The sequence below is a fragment of the Xanthobacter nonsaccharivorans genome (assembly GCF_043194755.2).
Lineage (GTDB): Bacteria > Pseudomonadota > Alphaproteobacteria > Rhizobiales > Xanthobacteraceae > Xanthobacter > Xanthobacter autotrophicus_G.
Genome location: NZ_CM195526.1, coordinates 41,304 through 56,831, shown reverse-complemented (window position 1 = coordinate 56,831; position 15,528 = coordinate 41,304). Strand labels below are relative to the sequence as shown.

Annotated in this window: 16 protein-coding genes; 10 read left to right on the top strand and 6 right to left on the bottom strand. The window is 68.2% G+C overall.

Going from position 1 to position 15,528, the window contains the following annotated elements; translation table 11 throughout:
* The first annotated feature begins 183 nt into the window (after positions 1 to 183).
* Positions 184 to 951 carry a bestrophin-like domain gene (locus V5F59_RS00255; protein ID WP_393979207.1) on the top strand — a complete coding sequence of 256 codons (768 nt, stop codon included), beginning with the start codon at positions 184 to 186 and terminating at the stop codon, positions 949 to 951.
* Positions 952 to 1,147: 196 nt separating this feature from the next.
* On the top strand, positions 1,148 to 2,038 hold the full coding sequence (locus V5F59_RS00250; protein ID WP_393979205.1) for a cation diffusion facilitator family transporter: 891 nt from the start codon (positions 1,148 to 1,150) through the stop codon (positions 2,036 to 2,038).
* A 74-nt stretch (positions 2,039 to 2,112) separates the two neighbouring features.
* Here V5F59_RS00250 and mog read toward each other — a convergent pair whose 3' ends face one another.
* Positions 2,113 to 2,661 carry a molybdopterin adenylyltransferase gene (gene mog, locus V5F59_RS00245; RefSeq protein ID WP_393979203.1) on the bottom strand — a complete coding sequence of 183 codons (549 nt, stop codon included), beginning with the start codon at positions 2,659 to 2,661 and terminating at the stop codon, positions 2,113 to 2,115.
* A 279-nt stretch (positions 2,662 to 2,940) separates the two neighbouring features.
* On the opposite strand from mog, the gene V5F59_RS00240 reads away from it, so the two are divergent.
* Positions 2,941 to 3,843: a substrate-binding domain-containing protein gene (locus tag V5F59_RS00240; RefSeq protein ID WP_393979201.1), complete on the top strand. Its 903-nt coding sequence runs from the start codon at positions 2,941 to 2,943 to the stop codon at positions 3,841 to 3,843.
* Positions 3,844 to 3,934: 91 nt separating this feature from the next.
* Here V5F59_RS00240 and V5F59_RS00235 read toward each other — a convergent pair whose 3' ends face one another.
* Positions 3,935 to 4,141, bottom strand: coding sequence for a TOBE domain-containing protein (locus V5F59_RS00235; RefSeq protein WP_393979199.1), 207 nt, complete (start codon positions 4,139 to 4,141; stop codon positions 3,935 to 3,937).
* 317 nt (positions 4,142 to 4,458) lie between these two features.
* Positions 4,459 to 6,174: an AAA family ATPase gene (locus tag V5F59_RS00230; RefSeq protein ID WP_393979197.1), complete on the bottom strand. Its 1,716-nt coding sequence runs from the start codon at positions 6,172 to 6,174 to the stop codon at positions 4,459 to 4,461.
* Positions 6,175 to 6,600: 426 nt separating this feature from the next.
* Here V5F59_RS00230 and V5F59_RS00225 point away from each other — a divergent pair, with 426 nt between their 5' ends.
* From V5F59_RS00225 to V5F59_RS00195, 7 genes are all read left to right on the top strand, one after another.
* Positions 6,601 to 7,473 (top strand): branched-chain amino acid ABC transporter permease, encoded by an 873-nt coding sequence (locus V5F59_RS00225; protein WP_393979195.1) that lies wholly within the window; start codon positions 6,601 to 6,603, stop codon positions 7,471 to 7,473.
* Positions 7,473 to 8,327 carry a branched-chain amino acid ABC transporter permease gene (locus V5F59_RS00220; protein ID WP_393979193.1) on the top strand — a complete coding sequence of 285 codons (855 nt, stop codon included), beginning with the start codon at positions 7,473 to 7,475 and terminating at the stop codon, positions 8,325 to 8,327. Before V5F59_RS00225 ends, V5F59_RS00220 begins: the two co-directional genes overlap by 1 nt.
* Entirely contained in the window at positions 8,324 to 9,130 is an 807-nt protein-coding gene (locus tag V5F59_RS00215; RefSeq protein WP_393979191.1) for an ABC transporter ATP-binding protein, read from the top strand. Before V5F59_RS00220 ends, V5F59_RS00215 begins: the two co-directional genes overlap by 4 nt.
* A 2-nt stretch (positions 9,131 to 9,132) precedes the next feature.
* Positions 9,133 to 9,861 carry an ABC transporter ATP-binding protein gene (locus tag V5F59_RS00210; RefSeq protein WP_445329486.1) on the top strand — a complete coding sequence of 243 codons (729 nt, stop codon included), beginning with the start codon at positions 9,133 to 9,135 and terminating at the stop codon, positions 9,859 to 9,861.
* Between the two features lie 34 nt (positions 9,862 to 9,895).
* Entirely contained in the window at positions 9,896 to 11,068 is a 1,173-nt protein-coding gene (locus V5F59_RS00205) for an ABC transporter substrate-binding protein (RefSeq protein ID WP_393979189.1), read from the top strand.
* Positions 11,069 to 11,154: 86 nt separating this feature from the next.
* On the top strand, positions 11,155 to 11,841 hold the full coding sequence (locus V5F59_RS00200) for a DUF2848 domain-containing protein (RefSeq protein ID WP_393979187.1): 687 nt from the start codon (positions 11,155 to 11,157) through the stop codon (positions 11,839 to 11,841).
* A gap of 28 nt (positions 11,842 to 11,869) precedes the next feature.
* Positions 11,870 to 12,556 carry a GntR family transcriptional regulator gene (locus V5F59_RS00195; RefSeq protein WP_393979185.1) on the top strand — a complete coding sequence of 229 codons (687 nt, stop codon included), beginning with the start codon at positions 11,870 to 11,872 and terminating at the stop codon, positions 12,554 to 12,556.
* 62 nt (positions 12,557 to 12,618) lie between these two features.
* On the opposite strand, the gene ubiB is transcribed toward V5F59_RS00195, so the two are convergent.
* The 3 genes from ubiB to V5F59_RS00180 all read right to left on the bottom strand — a co-directional run bounded on the left by ubiB (position 12,619) and on the right by V5F59_RS00180 (position 15,344).
* A complete protein-coding gene (gene ubiB, locus V5F59_RS00190; protein WP_393979183.1) occupies positions 12,619 to 14,190 on the bottom strand; it encodes a 2-polyprenylphenol 6-hydroxylase in 1,572 nt (523 codons plus the stop codon).
* A gap of 31 nt (positions 14,191 to 14,221) precedes the next feature.
* Complete coding sequence (ubiE, locus tag V5F59_RS00185) at positions 14,222 to 15,010, bottom strand: bifunctional demethylmenaquinone methyltransferase/2-methoxy-6-polyprenyl-1,4-benzoquinol methylase UbiE (RefSeq protein WP_393979181.1); 789 nt, start codon at positions 15,008 to 15,010, stop codon at positions 14,222 to 14,224.
* 118 nt (positions 15,011 to 15,128) lie between these two features.
* Positions 15,129 to 15,344: a hypothetical protein gene (locus V5F59_RS00180; protein WP_393979179.1), complete on the bottom strand. Its 216-nt coding sequence runs from the start codon at positions 15,342 to 15,344 to the stop codon at positions 15,129 to 15,131.
* Positions 15,345 to 15,528: the final 184 nt, after the last annotated feature.

Below are 15,528 nucleotides of genomic sequence, written 5' to 3'. Positions count from 1 at the left end.
CAATTTGCTCGGATTGTGCCCTGCGTCGTAGCCGATTGCCTCTTTACCTTCGCGCGCGGATGCCGCTGGAATGCTCCGCATGGGGGACAGCGGCGCGCTTGCCGACGCCCGCGCCTTCGCCGTGGACATGGCCGGCGCATGCGGACGGCGCCGCGTGGATCGCATGCGAGGGGGAAAGCTGGGATGGATGCGCTGGTTGTCGCCACGCTGGTGTTCGTGGGGCTCTTCGGCGGGGCGTGCGCCGGCATGTGGGGCGCGCGCAAGCTGAAGGAGGACCATCTTACCAAGGAGACGCAGGAGGCAGTGAAGCTCGGCGTCGGCATGGTGGCGGCCATGGCCTCCTTGATTCTCGGCCTGATGACCGCCTCGGTGAAGGGCAATTTCGACGCCACCTCCAAGGACGTGCAGCAGTACGCCACCTATCTCATCACCCTCGACCTCGCCCTGCGCCACTATGGGCCGGGCGCCGATCCCGCCCGTGCCGCCCTCGTCGACTACACCCGCCATGCCATCGCCGAGACCTGGCCGGACACGGCGGGCCCGGACACCGAGGCGAAGGTGGCGAGCGCTGATTCGGAGCAGCGCCTGTCCGCCGTGGGCCAGCATATCCGTACTTTCGCCCCTGCGACGTCGGAGCAGACCGACCTGAAATCGGAGGCGCTGGAACGCTACAAGGCGCTTTCCGCGCTGCGCTGGGTGCTGATCGCGGAGAGCTCCACGCAGGTGCCGACGGTGTTCATCGCCGTGATCGTCGTGTGGCTGACGTTGATCTTCGTGAGCTTCGGCCTGTTCGCGCCCGTCAATGCCGTGTCGATCATCGTCTTCCTCCTGTGCGGCGTCTCGCTCGGCGGGGCGATCTTCATCATCCTGGAGATGAGCACGCCCTTCGACGGCATCATCATCGTCTCCCCCGAGGCCATGCAGGGGGCGCTGCGCCACATGCTCCGGTAGCCGAATGCAGCCCTGCGCCAGAGTGGTGGCCGGGCGGCGTCGATCAGTGTTGCGCTGCACCGGCGCAGCGGCTACAGGCTCGCGCAGCGGCGGACGGCACCTGCCCTCGCGGGATGTGCTCCGACCGTCTTGATGACGGCCGGGTGGGCTGCGATGGCCGGCGAGGCCGGTTTTCGGATGGAACTGGGAGGCAGGAATGAGCCGCAAGACCCTCTGGGTGGCGGCGGCGAGCGTGCTCGTCGGCATCATCGTCCTCGGCCTCAAGACGCTGGCGTGGTGGGTCACCGGCTCGGTCGCGCTGCTGTCGGATGCGCTGGAGAGCATCATCAACGTCGCGGCCTCCGGCGCGGCGCTGATCGCGCTGCAGGTGTCCTCGCGGCCGGCCGACGACAACCACCAGTTCGGCCACCACAAGGCCGAATACATCTCGGCGGTGATCGAGGGTGTGCTGGTGGTGATTGCCGCCCTCACCATCCTGCGCGAGGCCTATAACGGGTTCCAGAATCCCGTCCTGCCCGACCAGCCGGTGAAGGGCATGCTGCTGAACGGCGCGGCGACGGTCGTCAACGTGGTGTGGTACTTCATCCTGATACGCGTCGGTCGGGCCTATCGCTCGCCGGCGCTGATCGCGGACGCCAAGCACCTGATGTCGGACGTGGTCACCTCCGCCGCCGTGCTCGCCGGCTTCGTGCTGGTGCCGGTCACCGGGTGGCCGCAGCTGGACCCGCTGCTGGCCGGGCTCGTCGCCCTCAACGTCCTGTGGACCGGCTGGGGGATGATGAAGGAATCCGTGGGCGGCCTCATGGACGCCGCGCCCCCGCCGGATGTGGTGGCGCGCATAAGGGAGCTGGTCTCCACCCATGCCGCCGGCGCCATCGAGGCGCACGACCTGCGCACCCGTCATGCCGGGCGCATCACTTTCGTGGAATTCCATCTGGTGGTGCCGGGCGACATGACCGTGGCCGCCGCCCACGAGATCTGCGACCGGATCGAGCATGCCTTCGAGCAGGACATGGATGACGCGGTCATCACCATCCATGTGGAGCCCGAGGGCGAGGCCAAGCACCGTGGGGTCGTGGTGGTCTGAGGCCCGCCCCGGGCTTCAGGGGGCACGGTTCTTCCGGACGGCCGGAGACCCCCTCCGCCGGGAGGCAGGGCGCCTCACGCCCCCTTCGGCCGGAAGGCGGCGCACACCTGCGGATCGGTCTCGATCCGCCTGGCGCCGATGAGATCGAGGCAATAAGGGATCGCCGGGAACACCGCGCCGAGGCACACCGCGATGGAGGCGGGCTTGCCCGGCAGGTTCACGATGAGCGTGCGGCCGCGCACGCCGGCTTCCTGCCGCGAGAGGATGGCGGTGGGCACCTCGTTCAGGCTGATGCGGCGCATCTGCTCGCCGAATCCGGCCAACGGCTTCTCGATCACCGCCGCCATGGCCTCCGGGGTCAGGTCCCGCGGCGAGGGGCCGGTGCCGCCGGTGGTGAAGACGAGGTCGAGGCACTCGTCGTCGCAAAGCGTGACGAGGGTATCGCGCACGCTCTCGAAGCCATCGGGGATGATGCGGTAGTCGGCCGTCCAGGGGCTGGTGACGGCGCGGCGCAGCCACGCCTCGATGGCGGGGCCGGAGAGGTCCTCATAGGTGCCGGCGCTCGCCCGGTCCGAGATGGTGAGGATGCCGATGCGGGCGGAAGCCGTATTTGCAGATGCCATGGAGCGTGCCGGGGTGCGGGGTGCGTTCGGCGCAGTCTAGATCGGCTCAAGCCCACATTGAATCGCTTCCTGTGATTCAATGTGGGCGGTGAAGCCGCCCTGCCGGACAGGTTGGGGCCAGATGCCGCCCGATTGACTCCTCCCGCTTGCCGCAGCGGGGGCGCTCGTCGCCCGCCGTGCGACACGCGAAGCGCTTGCCTCCGGCGCCTGAAACCGTATTCATGTGTATATATGTTTTTTTATGCGTTTCTTGCGGGGCCGCTGTTCGGGGGGTGCAGGATGGCGGAGTTTCTCACCACGCGCGAGTTGGCCGCCCTGCTGCGGGTGAAGGAACGCAAGATCTACGATCTCGTCTCCGCCGGATCGCTTCCGGTGCGGCGCGTCACCGGCAAGCTCCTGTTCCCGCGCAAGGATATCGAGGAGTGGATTGCCGGCCCCGACGGCCAGGGGGGCGAGGAGGAGGCGCTGCACGCCCCCGCTGCGGCAGGCGAGGCCGGCCACCTGCCATTGATCGTCGCCGGCGGGCATGACCCCCTGCTGGAATGGGCGCTGCGGGAGTCGCGCTCCGGCATCGCCGTCTTCCTCGATGGCGCGCTGGACGGGCTTGAGCGGGCGGCGCGGGGCGAATGCACCGCCGTGGGGCTGCACATTCCAGAAAAGGATGGCTGGAACGTGGGCACGGTGGAAGGCCGCTTCAGCCGGGAGCCCTGGGTGCTGCTGGAATGGGCCCGGCGCGTGCGCGGCCTCATGTTCCGCCGCGACCTGCCCCGGCCGCCGAAGCGCCTGTCCGATGCGCGCGGCCTGCGCTTCCAGGCGCGCCAGCCGGAGGCGGGCAGCGAGCTGGTGCTGGACATGCTGCTGGCGCAGGAAAAGCTGAAGCGGTCGGATCTCTCGCCGGTGGAGAGCGTGGAACGTTCGGAGACCGACCTCGCCCTCGCCATTGCCGGCGGGCGGGCAGACGTGGGCCTGGGCATCGAGGCGGCGGCGCGCCAGCACCAGCTCGGGTTCCTGCCGCTGGTGGAGGAGCGCTTCGACCTTCTGGTGTGGCGCAAGGCCTATTTCGACCCGCCGTTCCAGAAGCTGGTGGCCTTCTGCCGCGAGCCGGCCTTCCAGGCCCGGGCGGCGGACCTCGGCGGCTACGACGTGACGGGCTTCGGCACGGTGCGTTACAACGGCTGCTGAAGCCGCCCGCGGTATCCTCAAACGCCACAGCCCCCGCACAAGCAGGGGGCTGCGGGTCGCGTCGCCGGGGCGTTGGCCTGGGCGATGCTGATCAATCGACGGCGATGATCACGTCGGACGACTTGACGATGGCGGTGGCCGCGCCGCCGACCTTCAGATTCAGGTCGTCCACGGATTCGTTGGTGATGGAAGCGGTGACCTTGAGGCCGTTCACGTCGATGACCACATGGGCAGTGGTCGAGCCCTTCTTGATGTCGACGATCGTGCCGGCGAAAGCGTTGCGCGCGGAGACTTTCATTTTCTCGTCCTTTCGTCGCCTGGAAGTGCCTCTTCGCTGTCGCAAAGACGATGGTCGGACCCTGAGGCTGACCTGCAGTCCGCCGCAAGGCCGCGCCGTCTTTTCGTTCTCATGTCTATGCCGTGCGGGGAATGAAAACAATATGCAAGAAGCGTCTTGTCTTCCGGATATCTGAAAGGAGAGAATTTCAACTCTATATTGATTTCAATCAATGCAATGATCGAATGTATTGTGACTTCCGGAGAAAAAGAAACGCCCGCCCCGGTCGGGGGCGGGCGTCAGTTCGCGCAGAGCGTCGCGCGGGGTGAACGGACGGATCAGGCGGCCGGCTCGAGGGCCGGCACGTCCAGCGCGCGGAAGATGGCGCAGCGGCGGAAGGCCTCGATGGTGGGCGGCTCGTTCTTCTGCGAGCAGTATTTCGCCACCAGCTTGGCGAGCCCCTTGATGTCGCGGCCCGAAGTCTCCGGGAACATGGCGACGAGGGTATCGATCAGCTCCGGCGCCAGCGGCAGGCCGAACTGGTCGGACATGACCTTCCAGATCTTGCGGCGGTCGTCCGGGCCCGGGGAATGATACTTGATGAGCGCGATGCAGCGCGAGACGATGGCCTCGTCGATGTCGTCCACCCGGTTGGTGGTGAGGAAGAGCAGGCCGTTGAAATATTCGAGCACGCGCAGGAACACGCCCACCACCGCATTCATGGTGAGGTTGTCCTGCCGGCGCTTGATATAGACGTCCGCCTCGTCGATCAGCATCACCGCCCCCCAGCGCTGGGCGCGCGTCAGCGCATCCTTGAGCGACTGCTCCATGTGCGCCACGTCGAGGCCGAGCTGGCCGGAATGCACCCGGTAGAGCGGACGCTGGATGATCTCGGAATAGACCTCGGCGGTGAGCGTCTTGCCGACGCCGGGCGGGCCGGCGCAGAGCACGGTGGTGCCGCCGGACTTGCCGGCCACCACGTCGTCCATCAACGTGTTCATCTCGGCGGTGAGAATGTCGATGAGGTCGGTCTGCTCCGGCGGCAGAACCAGCTTCTGCTTCAGTTCCGGGTGGTATTCGTAAGGCGTGATGTCGTCCACATGCACCCACACGTGGTGGTGCAGCTCCAGGTGGAACATCAGGATGAGCGGATGGATGGGCATGTCGGTGAAGGCGCCCTTGGGGATGTTGTCCTTTGCTTCCCGGAGCGCCTCGTCCACCGCCATGTGGAAGAGGTTCTGCTTGTCCGCCTTCTTCACGATCTTGTCGAGGAAGAAGCCGGAGGTCTCGTTGCCCAGCGTCCGCTCGCCGAGCAGTTCCTCGTCATTCACGAGCCGCGCCTCGCCGCCGGAGGAGGAGAGCACGATGACCGACTTGCGCGCCCAGTCGGTGTCGCGGCGGTTGGCGGTGGGGTCCTCGGCGAAGATGCCGGTGCCCTTGCCGGAGAATTGCGCGCCATATTGGGCGCGCCAGTCGAAATAGCGCACGATCTGGTCGTCGAAGGACAGGAGCAGCCCCTCGTCCTCCATCAGCCAGCCCTTGGCGGCGAGCGTGCCGGGAATGGTGAGGCCGCGCAGGTCCTTGGAGCGGATCAGCAAATTCTCCACATGGGTCTTGCCCCGGTTGTTGGCCTTCAGCTCCACGATGAGCCGGCCGGCCTCCTCCTCGCCCGGGGGCGTGTAGTCGAGCCGGGTGATGAGATAAGGCTCCGGCTTCCCCGACGGGTTCATGCGGAACAGCCAGCCGCGGATGCAGTGCTTGACGAAATAGAGCGCGAGGGCGCCGGCGAGGTCCTCCAGCTCCTCCGGGGCGAAGCGCCGGCCCTCGTCCTTGAACACGCCCACGAGGTTGGCGAGCTGCTCCTCCTGCCCGCGGATGGTGGTGCCCCCGCTCTTCAGCACCAGCTCGTGCAGATGGGCGAGCTCGTCCGGCTTCAGCGTGTCGAGCCCCAGCTCCATCCGCGTGGACAGGCGCGGCTGCGCCAGGAGATGCGCCTGGTCGGGAAACGCATCGACGAGGGATTCGACCACCAGGCGTTCGACGATGAGCTTCATGGCGACCTCACGGTGACGAACGATGTCCGGGCTTCGACAAAATGGCCGACGTGCGACAGGCCCTGGCATCGGTTGGGGGATCTGGGCGGGGTTCTCATCGGCCATAGCAAGAACGGGGCCGCGCGCCTCTGTAACAACCCGGAGGCGGATCGGGAGCGGAAAGGGGTGCCGTCCTGTTGGGCAGCCGGGCGCTCGCGCCGACATCAGGACACGCGTCCGGCTGGCCGGTAAAACCAGCGTAAGCATCTGTTATCAGGCGATTAAACTTCCATTCCTGCGGAGCGGCCGCGGTCGCTCCAATCTGTGAAATCCGCCTGAAATTTCAGCTTGAACGTCAAAGCGAAATAGCTTTGTATCTTATCTATTCCCGGCACCCACGGTGTCGGACCTCTGCTCCCGGCGTTCCAGGAAAGTTGCCCCATCGCCATGCTCGCGCAGCAGATCGTCAACGGCCTCATGCTCGGGGCCATCTACATGCTGGTGGCGGTGGCCTTCACCCTCGCCATCGGCGTGCTGAACTTCCTCAACTTCTCATTGCCCGGCCTGTTCATGGTGGGCGGCATGCTCGCCTTCGGCCTCATGCGCATGGGCTGGCCCTTCCTTCTGGCCGCCGGCGGCGCGCTGGCGGCGGCGGGCTTCGTCTCGCTGCTGGTGGAGCGCTTCGCCTACAGGCCCATGCAGGGGGGCGATCCGGAGGTGCCGCTGGTTTCCTCCCTCGGCTTCCTGGTGCTGCTCGAAAACCTCATGCTGATCCAGTTCGGCTCGGACCAGCAGGCATTCCCGGCGCTGTTCCCGGACCTTAACATCCGTCTCGGCGGGCTGGTCATCGGCATCGCCCAGCTCATTTCCCTGGCGCTGTCCCTGGGCCTCGTCGCCTTCCTGTCCTGGTACCTCGGCTCCACCGCCGCCGGCCGGCGCATCCGCACCGTGGCGGAGAACCGGGAGACGGCGCTCCTCATGGGCATCGACATCTCCCGCCTCGTGCCGCAGCTGTTCGTGGCCTCGGCGCTGCTGGCGGCGCTCGCCGGCATCCTGTTCGCGGTGAACTACCAGCAGGTCTCCCCCTTCATGGGCGAGGGCGTGGGCTTCAAGGGCGTCGCGGCCATGATCGTCGGCGGCATGGGCTCCATCTGGGGCGCGGTGCTGGGCGGGCTCATCATCGGCCTTGCCGAGGTGCTCTCCATCTCCCTCATCGGGGCCGACGTGGTGAACATCACCGTCTACGGCCTCCTGCTCCTCATCCTCATCGTGCGGCCGCAAGGGCTCATGGGCCGCGCCGCCACCCGGGAGAAGCTCTGATGAGCGGTTATCTCACCGGCGTCCTCGTCGTCCTCGCCTTCAACGTGATGGCGGCCTATGCGGTGTACCTGCCGCTGGCGGCGGGACAGCTGAACCTCGGCATCGCCGGCTTCATGGCCATCGGCGCCTATGCCTCGGCCTTCCTCACCAACGAATACATGTGGCCCATGTGGGCGGCCATCCCCGTGGGGTCGGGGCTCGCGGGGCTGCTCGGGCTCCTCGTCGGCATCCCCGTGCTGCGTACCCACGGCATCTATTTCGCCATGGCCACCTTCGCCCTCGGCCAGGTGATCTCCGCCCTCTTCCTCAACCTGGAAGTGGTGGGCGGGGCGGCGGGCTATCCCGTCACCGACTATGCGGCGCCGAACGTGGTGTTCGCCGCGGCGGCCGGCGTGGTGCTGCTGATGGTGCTCATCTCCCGCACGCGCTTTGCCCTCTATCTGACGGCGGTGAAGAGCGACGCCACGGTGGCGGACCTGCTCGGCGTCTCCGTGTGGGGCATGAAGGTGACGGCCTTCGCCCTGGGGGCGGCGGTGGCCGGCTTCGGCGGCGGGCTCTACGCCCACCACTACAGTTTCGTCGAGGCCCAGCACTTCAACGTGCTGCTCTCGGTGTTCACCGTGCTCTACGTATTGTTCGGCGGCACGCAAACCGTGTGGGGACCGCTGGTGGGCGCCGCCTTCTTCACCCTGGTGCCGGAGCTGCTGCGCGCCTCCGACCAGTGGCGCTATGCGCTGTTCGCGGTGTTCATCATCGTCTTCATGGCGATCCGCCCGCAGGGGCTGGTGACCACCTCCCTCTTCCGCTTCCGACGCCGGTCCGAAGCCGCGCCCGCCGGGGAGGCCGCCCGATGACCGCCGCCATCTCCTCCACGGCCGTCTCCCCCACGGCCATCTCCCCTAAGGCTCTTGCCATTTCCGGCATGTCCAAGTCGTTCGCCGGCGTGCGGGCGATCCGCGACCTGTCCTTCACCGTGCCCAAGGGGGTGACGACCGCCCTCATCGGCCCCAACGGCGCGGGCAAGACCACCGTCTTCAACCTCGTCAGCGGCGTCTATGGCGTGGACGCCGGCAGGATCGAGGTGAACGGCGTGGACGTGACGCGCATGCCCTCGCGCCGGCGCATCACCACGGGCGTTGCCCGCTCGTTCCAGAACATCCGGCTGATGGCGCACCTCTCGGTGCTGGAGAACCTGCTGGTGGGCCAGCATGTGCGTGCTTCATCCCTGGGCGCGCTCTTCACCCCCTATCGCCTCGTCCCCGGCCACCGCTGGAAGCGCGAGGCGCGCGAGGCGCTGGAGGAGAGCGGCCTCGGCCGCTATGCCGACGAGACGGTCGCTGCGCTGCCCTACGGGGTGCGCAAGCGCATCGACCTGGTGCGGGCGACGCTGGCGGGGGCGAACCTGCTGATGCTGGACGAGCCGGCCGCCGGCCTCAATCCCAGCGAGACCAACGCCCTGCGCGATCATCTCAAGGCCCTCATGGCCAAGGGCATCACCCTGCTGGTGGTGGAGCACGACATGCATTTCGTGGAGAGCATCTGCGAGAACGTGGTGGTGCTGAACTTCGGCGAGAAGATCGCCGAGGGCCCCCTCTCCCGCGTGCGGCAGGATCCCAAGGTGCGCGAGGCCTATATCGGCACGGACGAGGAGGCCTGAGGATGGCGCTGCTCGAAGTCTCCTCCCTCTCCGTCTCCTACGGCCGCGTGGCGGCCCTCACCGACGTCTCCCTCACCGTGAACGAGGGGGAGGTGGTCACGGTGCTGGGGGCCAACGGCGCGGGCAAGTCGACGCTTCTGAAGGCCATCCTCGGCGCGGTGCCGGCGAAGGCCGGGGGCATCACCTTCGCCGACCGGGACATCACCCGCGCCGCGCCCCACAGGCGCATGGCGGACGGCGTGGTGCTGGTGCCGGAAGGCCGGCGCATCCTCATCTCCCTCACGGTGGAGGAAAACCTGCTGCTGGGCGCCCACATGCGCACCGACACGCAGGCCGTGCGCCGGGAGATGGACGCCATCTACCAGCGTTTCTCCAACCTCGCCGAACGCCGGCACATGCTGGCCTCCTGCCTCTCCGGCGGCGAGCAGCAGATGCTCGCTATCGGCCGCGCCATGATGGCGAAGCCCCGCCTGATGATGCTGGACGAGCCCTCGCTGGGCCTCTCCCCGCTGTTCGTCTCGAAGCTCTTCGACCTGATCTGCGAGCTGAACCGGGACGGGCTCTCCGTGCTGCTGGTGGAGCAGAACACGGGCAAGGCCCTCAAGGTGGCCCATGCCGCCACCGTGCTGGAGCTCGGCCGCGTGACCATGGCGGGGGACCCCGCGGCGCTCGCCGCCGATCCCCGCCTTCAGGACGCCTACCTGGGCGGTGGCTCCGCCTCCGCCCATTGAACATGAACAAGAAACCTTCAGAGGAGAGTGGGACATGAAGAAAAGCATGGTCTTCGGCGCCGGCCTTCTGGCGGCGCTCGTCTCCGCCGGCACGGCCCGGGCGGAGGGCGAGCTGGTCCTCGGCTACATGATGGCCAAGAGCGGCCCCTATGTGAGCCTCGCCAACACCAATGAGGTGGCGGTGGACCTGGCGGTGGAGGAGATCAACGCCAGGGGCGGCGTCAACGGCAAGAAGATCAAGGTCGTGAAGTTCGACACGGCCGGCGATCCCAAGCAGGCCACCACCGCCCTGCGCACCTTCGCGCAGGATGCCGGCGCGCTCGCCATCATCGGCCCGTTCTCCTCTTCCGAGGTGCGCACCACCTTCCCGGTGGGCGAGCGCGAGGGCATCGCGCAGATGTCCATGGCCTCCTCGGCCCCCGGCCTCACCAAGGGCTTCACCTACGGCTTCCGCAACACCACGGACGAGGGCAAGGTCATCGACCAGGTGCTCGCCTCCCTGAAGGACAAGAAGCTGCCGATGGCCACGGGCGCCGCCGCCTACGCCACCGACGACGTGGTGTCCAAGTCCATCGGCACCATCGTGGTGCCGAAGATGTTCGAGAAGTACGCCGTTCCGCTCAAGGGCTCGGTGGACTTCCAGCTGGCCGCCTTCGACCTGTCGCCCCAGGTGGCGCAGCTGAAGCAGCTCGCCCCCGACGTGGTGGGCCTCGGCTCCCCGCCGGAAGGCGCGGTAAACCTCGCCAAGGAGCTGAAGCGCCAGGGCGTCTCCACCCGCGTCATCGGCGGCACCACCATCGCCGATCCCGAGCTGCCCAAGCGCATGGACGGCGCCGGCGACAACCTCACCATCGGCACCACCTTCTTCCCGGAGGTGAACGACAAGACCAAGGCCTTCACCTCGGAGTTCGCCAAGCGCACCAAGGCCGCGGGCCTCACCCGCACCGACCCGAACCAGATGGACGCCTCGGTCTACGACATCGTCTATCTCTACGCGGCCGCCATGGAGAAGGCCGGCATCACCGGCGACAAGGCCAAGCTCGCCGCCGAGCGCGCCGCCATCCGCGATCAGGTCGCCAAGCTCAAGGACTATCCGGCGCTCGAGGGCGCCATCTCCTTCGCCGACGGCGACGCGGTGAAGCCCGTCTACATCCTTGAGGTGAAGGGCGGGAAGTGGACCCTCCTCGATACGCGGATGCCGAACTGACCTCGCATCCGCGTTCGGCCGGCGCCTCCTTTCCCTCCCCTTTCGGGGGTGCCGGCCGCTCCCCCACGACCGCTCCAGAGGACCACATGCCGGGCACCGCGCTTTCCTTCACCATCCATGCCGACGGGCGCAGCTATGAGGACACCTTCCTGATCCGCGCGGGCGTGATCGCCGGCTGGACCGGCCGCGACAAGGTGGCCCTCGAGAAGCACATCGTGGAGCTGGAGGAGCTGGGCGTGCCGCGCCCCGCCTCCACGCCCATCTATTATCGCGTGGCCGCCGCCCGCTTCACCACCGCGGATGCCATCGAATGCACCGGGCCGGACTCCTCCGGCGAGGTGGAGTTCATGATCCTCCAGTCCGGGGGGCGGCGCTTCCTGGGCGTGGGCTCGGACCACACCGACCGCAAGGTGGAGACTTACGGCATCACCGTCTCCAAGCAGATGTGCGACAAGCCCGTCGCCGCCGAGCTGTGGGCGCTGGACGAGGTGCTGGCCCACTGGGACCGGCTCCTGATCCGCTCCCATGCGGTGATCGGCGGCGCGAAGGTGCTCTACCAGGAGGGCTCGGTGGCCGCCATGCTGCCGCCGGAGGAGATCATCGCCGGCTATGCCGCGGGCTTCTCCGACGGCACGGCCATGTTCTGCGGCACGCTCGCGGCGCAGGGCGGCATCCGCCCGGCGGAGCGCTTCGAGTTCGAGCTGGAGGATCCCGTGCTCGGCCGGGTGATCCGCCACGGCTACGACGTGGCGGTCCTGCCCATCGCCGGTTGAGCTATCGTCCAGCCTGAGGAGGAGGGCAATGCAGCTCGCGCACAGCATCACGGAAGACGGTCCGGCGGATGCCGGGCCCGCGCCCGTGCGGTCCCTGCGCGAGGAGGCCTACGCCCTCATCAAGCAGCGCATCATCATGTGCGCCTATCGCCCGGGCGAGGCGCTGAGCGAGGCCCAGGTGGCGGCCACCCTCGGCCTCGGCCGCACGCCGGTGCGCCAGGCCTTCGACCGCCTGATGCGCGACGGCCTCGTGGAGGTGCTGCCGCGCAAGGGCATCATCGTGCGCCCCATCAGCGAGGATGAGGTGCGCGACATGGTGGACGTGCGCCTGCTCAACGAGGGTTTCTGCGCCCGCCTCGCGGCCGAGCGGGGCGATCCCGTCATGCTCGCTGCCCTGGCCGAGAACGTGCGGCGGGGCGGTGCCGCGGCAGCGGACGGCGACATCGCGGCGCTGATGGCCCTCGACCGGGACTTCCATGCGGCCATTTCCGCCGGCGCGCGCAATCTGGTGCTGGGCGAGATCCTGAAGAACCTGCACGAGCGGGCGCAGCGCGTATGGTTCGTCTCCCTGCGCGACGCCGGCCATCACCGCCGGGTGGTGGACGAGCACGCCACCATCGTCGCCGCGCTCACAGACCGCGATCCCGACGCCGCCGAGCAGGCGACGCGGGCGCACATCCTCTCCTTCGCGGCAAATCTGACGCGGCAGCTCTAGCCGCGTTCGCCCCCCCGGACTGCATTTGCTCACGCCCCGGCCGGGCGGGGCCAGGCCGCGCCCTACCGCAGCCACATCCCCACCAGCGCCGCGGCGATCACCCACAGGGCGGCATTGCCCCAGAAGGCGCGCCTGGCCTCGGCCTTGCCGATACCCTCCAGCGAGCCGGGGGAGAGGCGGAGGCCGTCGCGCGTCGCCTCGTCCAGCTGCTCCACCACGCGGGCCGTGCGGGTGAGAAGACCGGGCAAGGTGGTGGCGAAGTGACCCATCTCGCCGAGCCCCGAGCCGGCACGCTTGAGCTGGCCCACGGGGCCGAGGTTGCCGGCGATCCAGTCCTCCACCACCGGGGCGGCGGTGCGCCACATGTCGAGCTGCGGGTCGAGGGAGCGGGCGACGCCCTCCACCACCACCATGGTCTTCTGCAGCAGCAGCAGCTCGGGCCGTGTCTGCATGTCGAAGAGGGCCGTCACCTCCAGCAGCAGCGCCAGGAGGCGGGCCATGGAGATCTGGTCGGCGGTGCGCGAGTGGATGGGCTCGCCGATGGCCCGGATGGCGAGGGCGAAGTCGTCCACCGAATGGTGGAACGGCACGTAGCCGGCCTCGAAATGCACCTCCGCCGTGCGCCGCCAGTTGCGGGTGATGAAGCCGTAGAGGATCTCGGCGAGGAAGCGCCGCTCCTTGAGCCCCAGGCGGCCCATGATGCCGCAATCCACCACCACGAGCCGGCCCTGCCCATCCACGAACAGGTTGCCGGGGTGCATGTCGGCGTGGAAGAAGCCATCCCGCATGGCCTGCCGCAGGAACGACTGCATGACGATGCGGGCGATCTCCTTCAGGTCGTGCCCCGCCGCGACGAGGGCCTCCTTGTCGGAAAGCTTGATGCCGTCGATCCATTCGGTGGTCAGGATCTCGCGGGACGAGCGGTCCCAGTCCACCTGCGGCACGTGCAGCTCGGGGTCGTCGCTGGTGTTCTCGGCAAGCTCCGCATAGGCGGCGGCCTCGAGGCGCAGGTCCATCTCCATGGAGACCGAGCGGGCGAGGGTGTCCACCACCTGCTCCAGCCTGAGGCGGCGGGCCTCGCCGAAGTTCTCCTCCGCGAAGGCGGCGATGCGGCGGAAGGTGCCCATGTCGGAGGCGAAGCGCCGCTGCACCCCCGGGCGCAGCACCTTCACGGCCACCACGCGGCGGGTGCCGTCCTTCTCCTTCACCTCGGCCTTGTGGACCTCGGCGATGGAGGCGGCAGCCACCGCCGGGCCGAACACGTCGAACACCTCATGCACCGGCCGCTCGAAGGCGTCGGCCACGGTGGCCTCGGCCATGTCCTGCCCGAAGGGCGGCATGCTGTCCTGCAGGACCTCCAGGTCGCGGGCGACGGAGGCGCCCACCACGTCCGGGCGGGTGGCGAGGAACTGGCCGAGCTTCACATAGGATGGCCCGAGCCGCGACAGGGCGGCGGAGAAGCGTGCGCGACGGCTGCCGGCATCCCTGCGGGCGATCAGCCGGGCGATGCGCAGCAGGGGGCGGGCCAAAGGCGGCGCCGCGGCCGGCGAGACCAGGGAGAGCACGCCCTCGCGGGCGAGCACGTAGCCGGCGCGAGCGAGCCGCGCGGCATCGGCGACGAGGAGGAAGATCATGGCCGCAGCCGGCCCTGTGCGGCGGTCGTCATCAGATGCGGAAGCCCGAGTGGAGGGCGACCACGCCGCCGGTCATGCGGGTGAAATCCACCCGCTGGAAGCCCGCATCACGCATCATCTGGGCGAAGGCCTCCGCATTGGGGAAGCGGCGGATGGATTCCACGAGATACTGGTAGGGCTCCGCATCTCCGGCGACGCGCCTGCCGAGCTCGGGGATCACGCGGAAGGAGAAGGCGTCGTAGATCTTGTCCAGCAGCGGCACGTCCACCTTGGAGAATTCCAGCACGAAGGCGCGCCCGCCGGGCTTCAGCACGCGGCGCATCTCCTTCAGCGCCACGGGAATGCGCGGCACGTTGCGGATGCCGAAGGCGATGGTGACCGCATCGAACGACATGTCCGGGAAAGGCAGGGCCTCGGCATTGGCCTCGGTGAACTCCACCTTGTCGCCGAGGCCACGCTTCTCGGCGCGCTCGCGGCCCACGGCCAGCATGTCGGTGTTGATGTCGGCGACGGTGGCGCGGGTGCCGGTGCCCCCCGCCTTCACCACCCGGAAGGATACGTCGCCGGTGCCGCCGGCGAGGTCGAGCAGATGGAACGGGCGGGAGCCCTGCGGCGGACGCACCTTGGAGACGAGGGCATCCTTCCAGACCCGGTGCAGGCCGCCGGACATCAGGTCGTTCATGATGTCGTAGCGCCGCGCCACCTTGTGGAACACGTCGTCCACCAGCGCCTGCTTCTCGGCCAGCGGCACCGTCCGGTAGCCGAAATGGGTCTCGGCGCGCCTGTCGTCCGGGGCGGGCTGGGAATTGGGGTCCGTCATGTTCGCTCAGGGCCGCGGGTTGTTGCTCTTGGGCGGCGACCTTATCGGATCATCCGGGCGGGCGCCATAAAGCCGGCGTCGCAGGCCGGGAGGGGCCGATCCGCTCCGAGGGCGGCGCTCAGCGCCCCCCGGAGCGTCCACCGGCCTTGGCAAGGCCGCTCACGTCGAACTCCAGCCCATCCGCCGTGTAGCGCGGGTCGGTGCCGGCTTCTCCCCCCTTCTCCGGGGCCTTCTTGCCGCGCAGCGGCAGGCCGAGGGAGAGACCAAGGCGCCGCTTGCGGTCTGCGATTTCTTTCCGCAGCGGGAAGACCGGAACGTTGATCGTGATTGTCATAGCCACGCTCCAAAAGTACATCGCGCGTCGAAGTAAGCAGGGAAAAGTTACAGATCTTAACACTTCAGTAACATTTCCATGCCGCGAGGGCGTGCTTCTATGGCACGCCCCCATAACGCTGGCTGAAGGCGGCGTTTATTGGGCGTTCATGGGGATGAACGAGGGCTTAATGCCGAAGCATCCG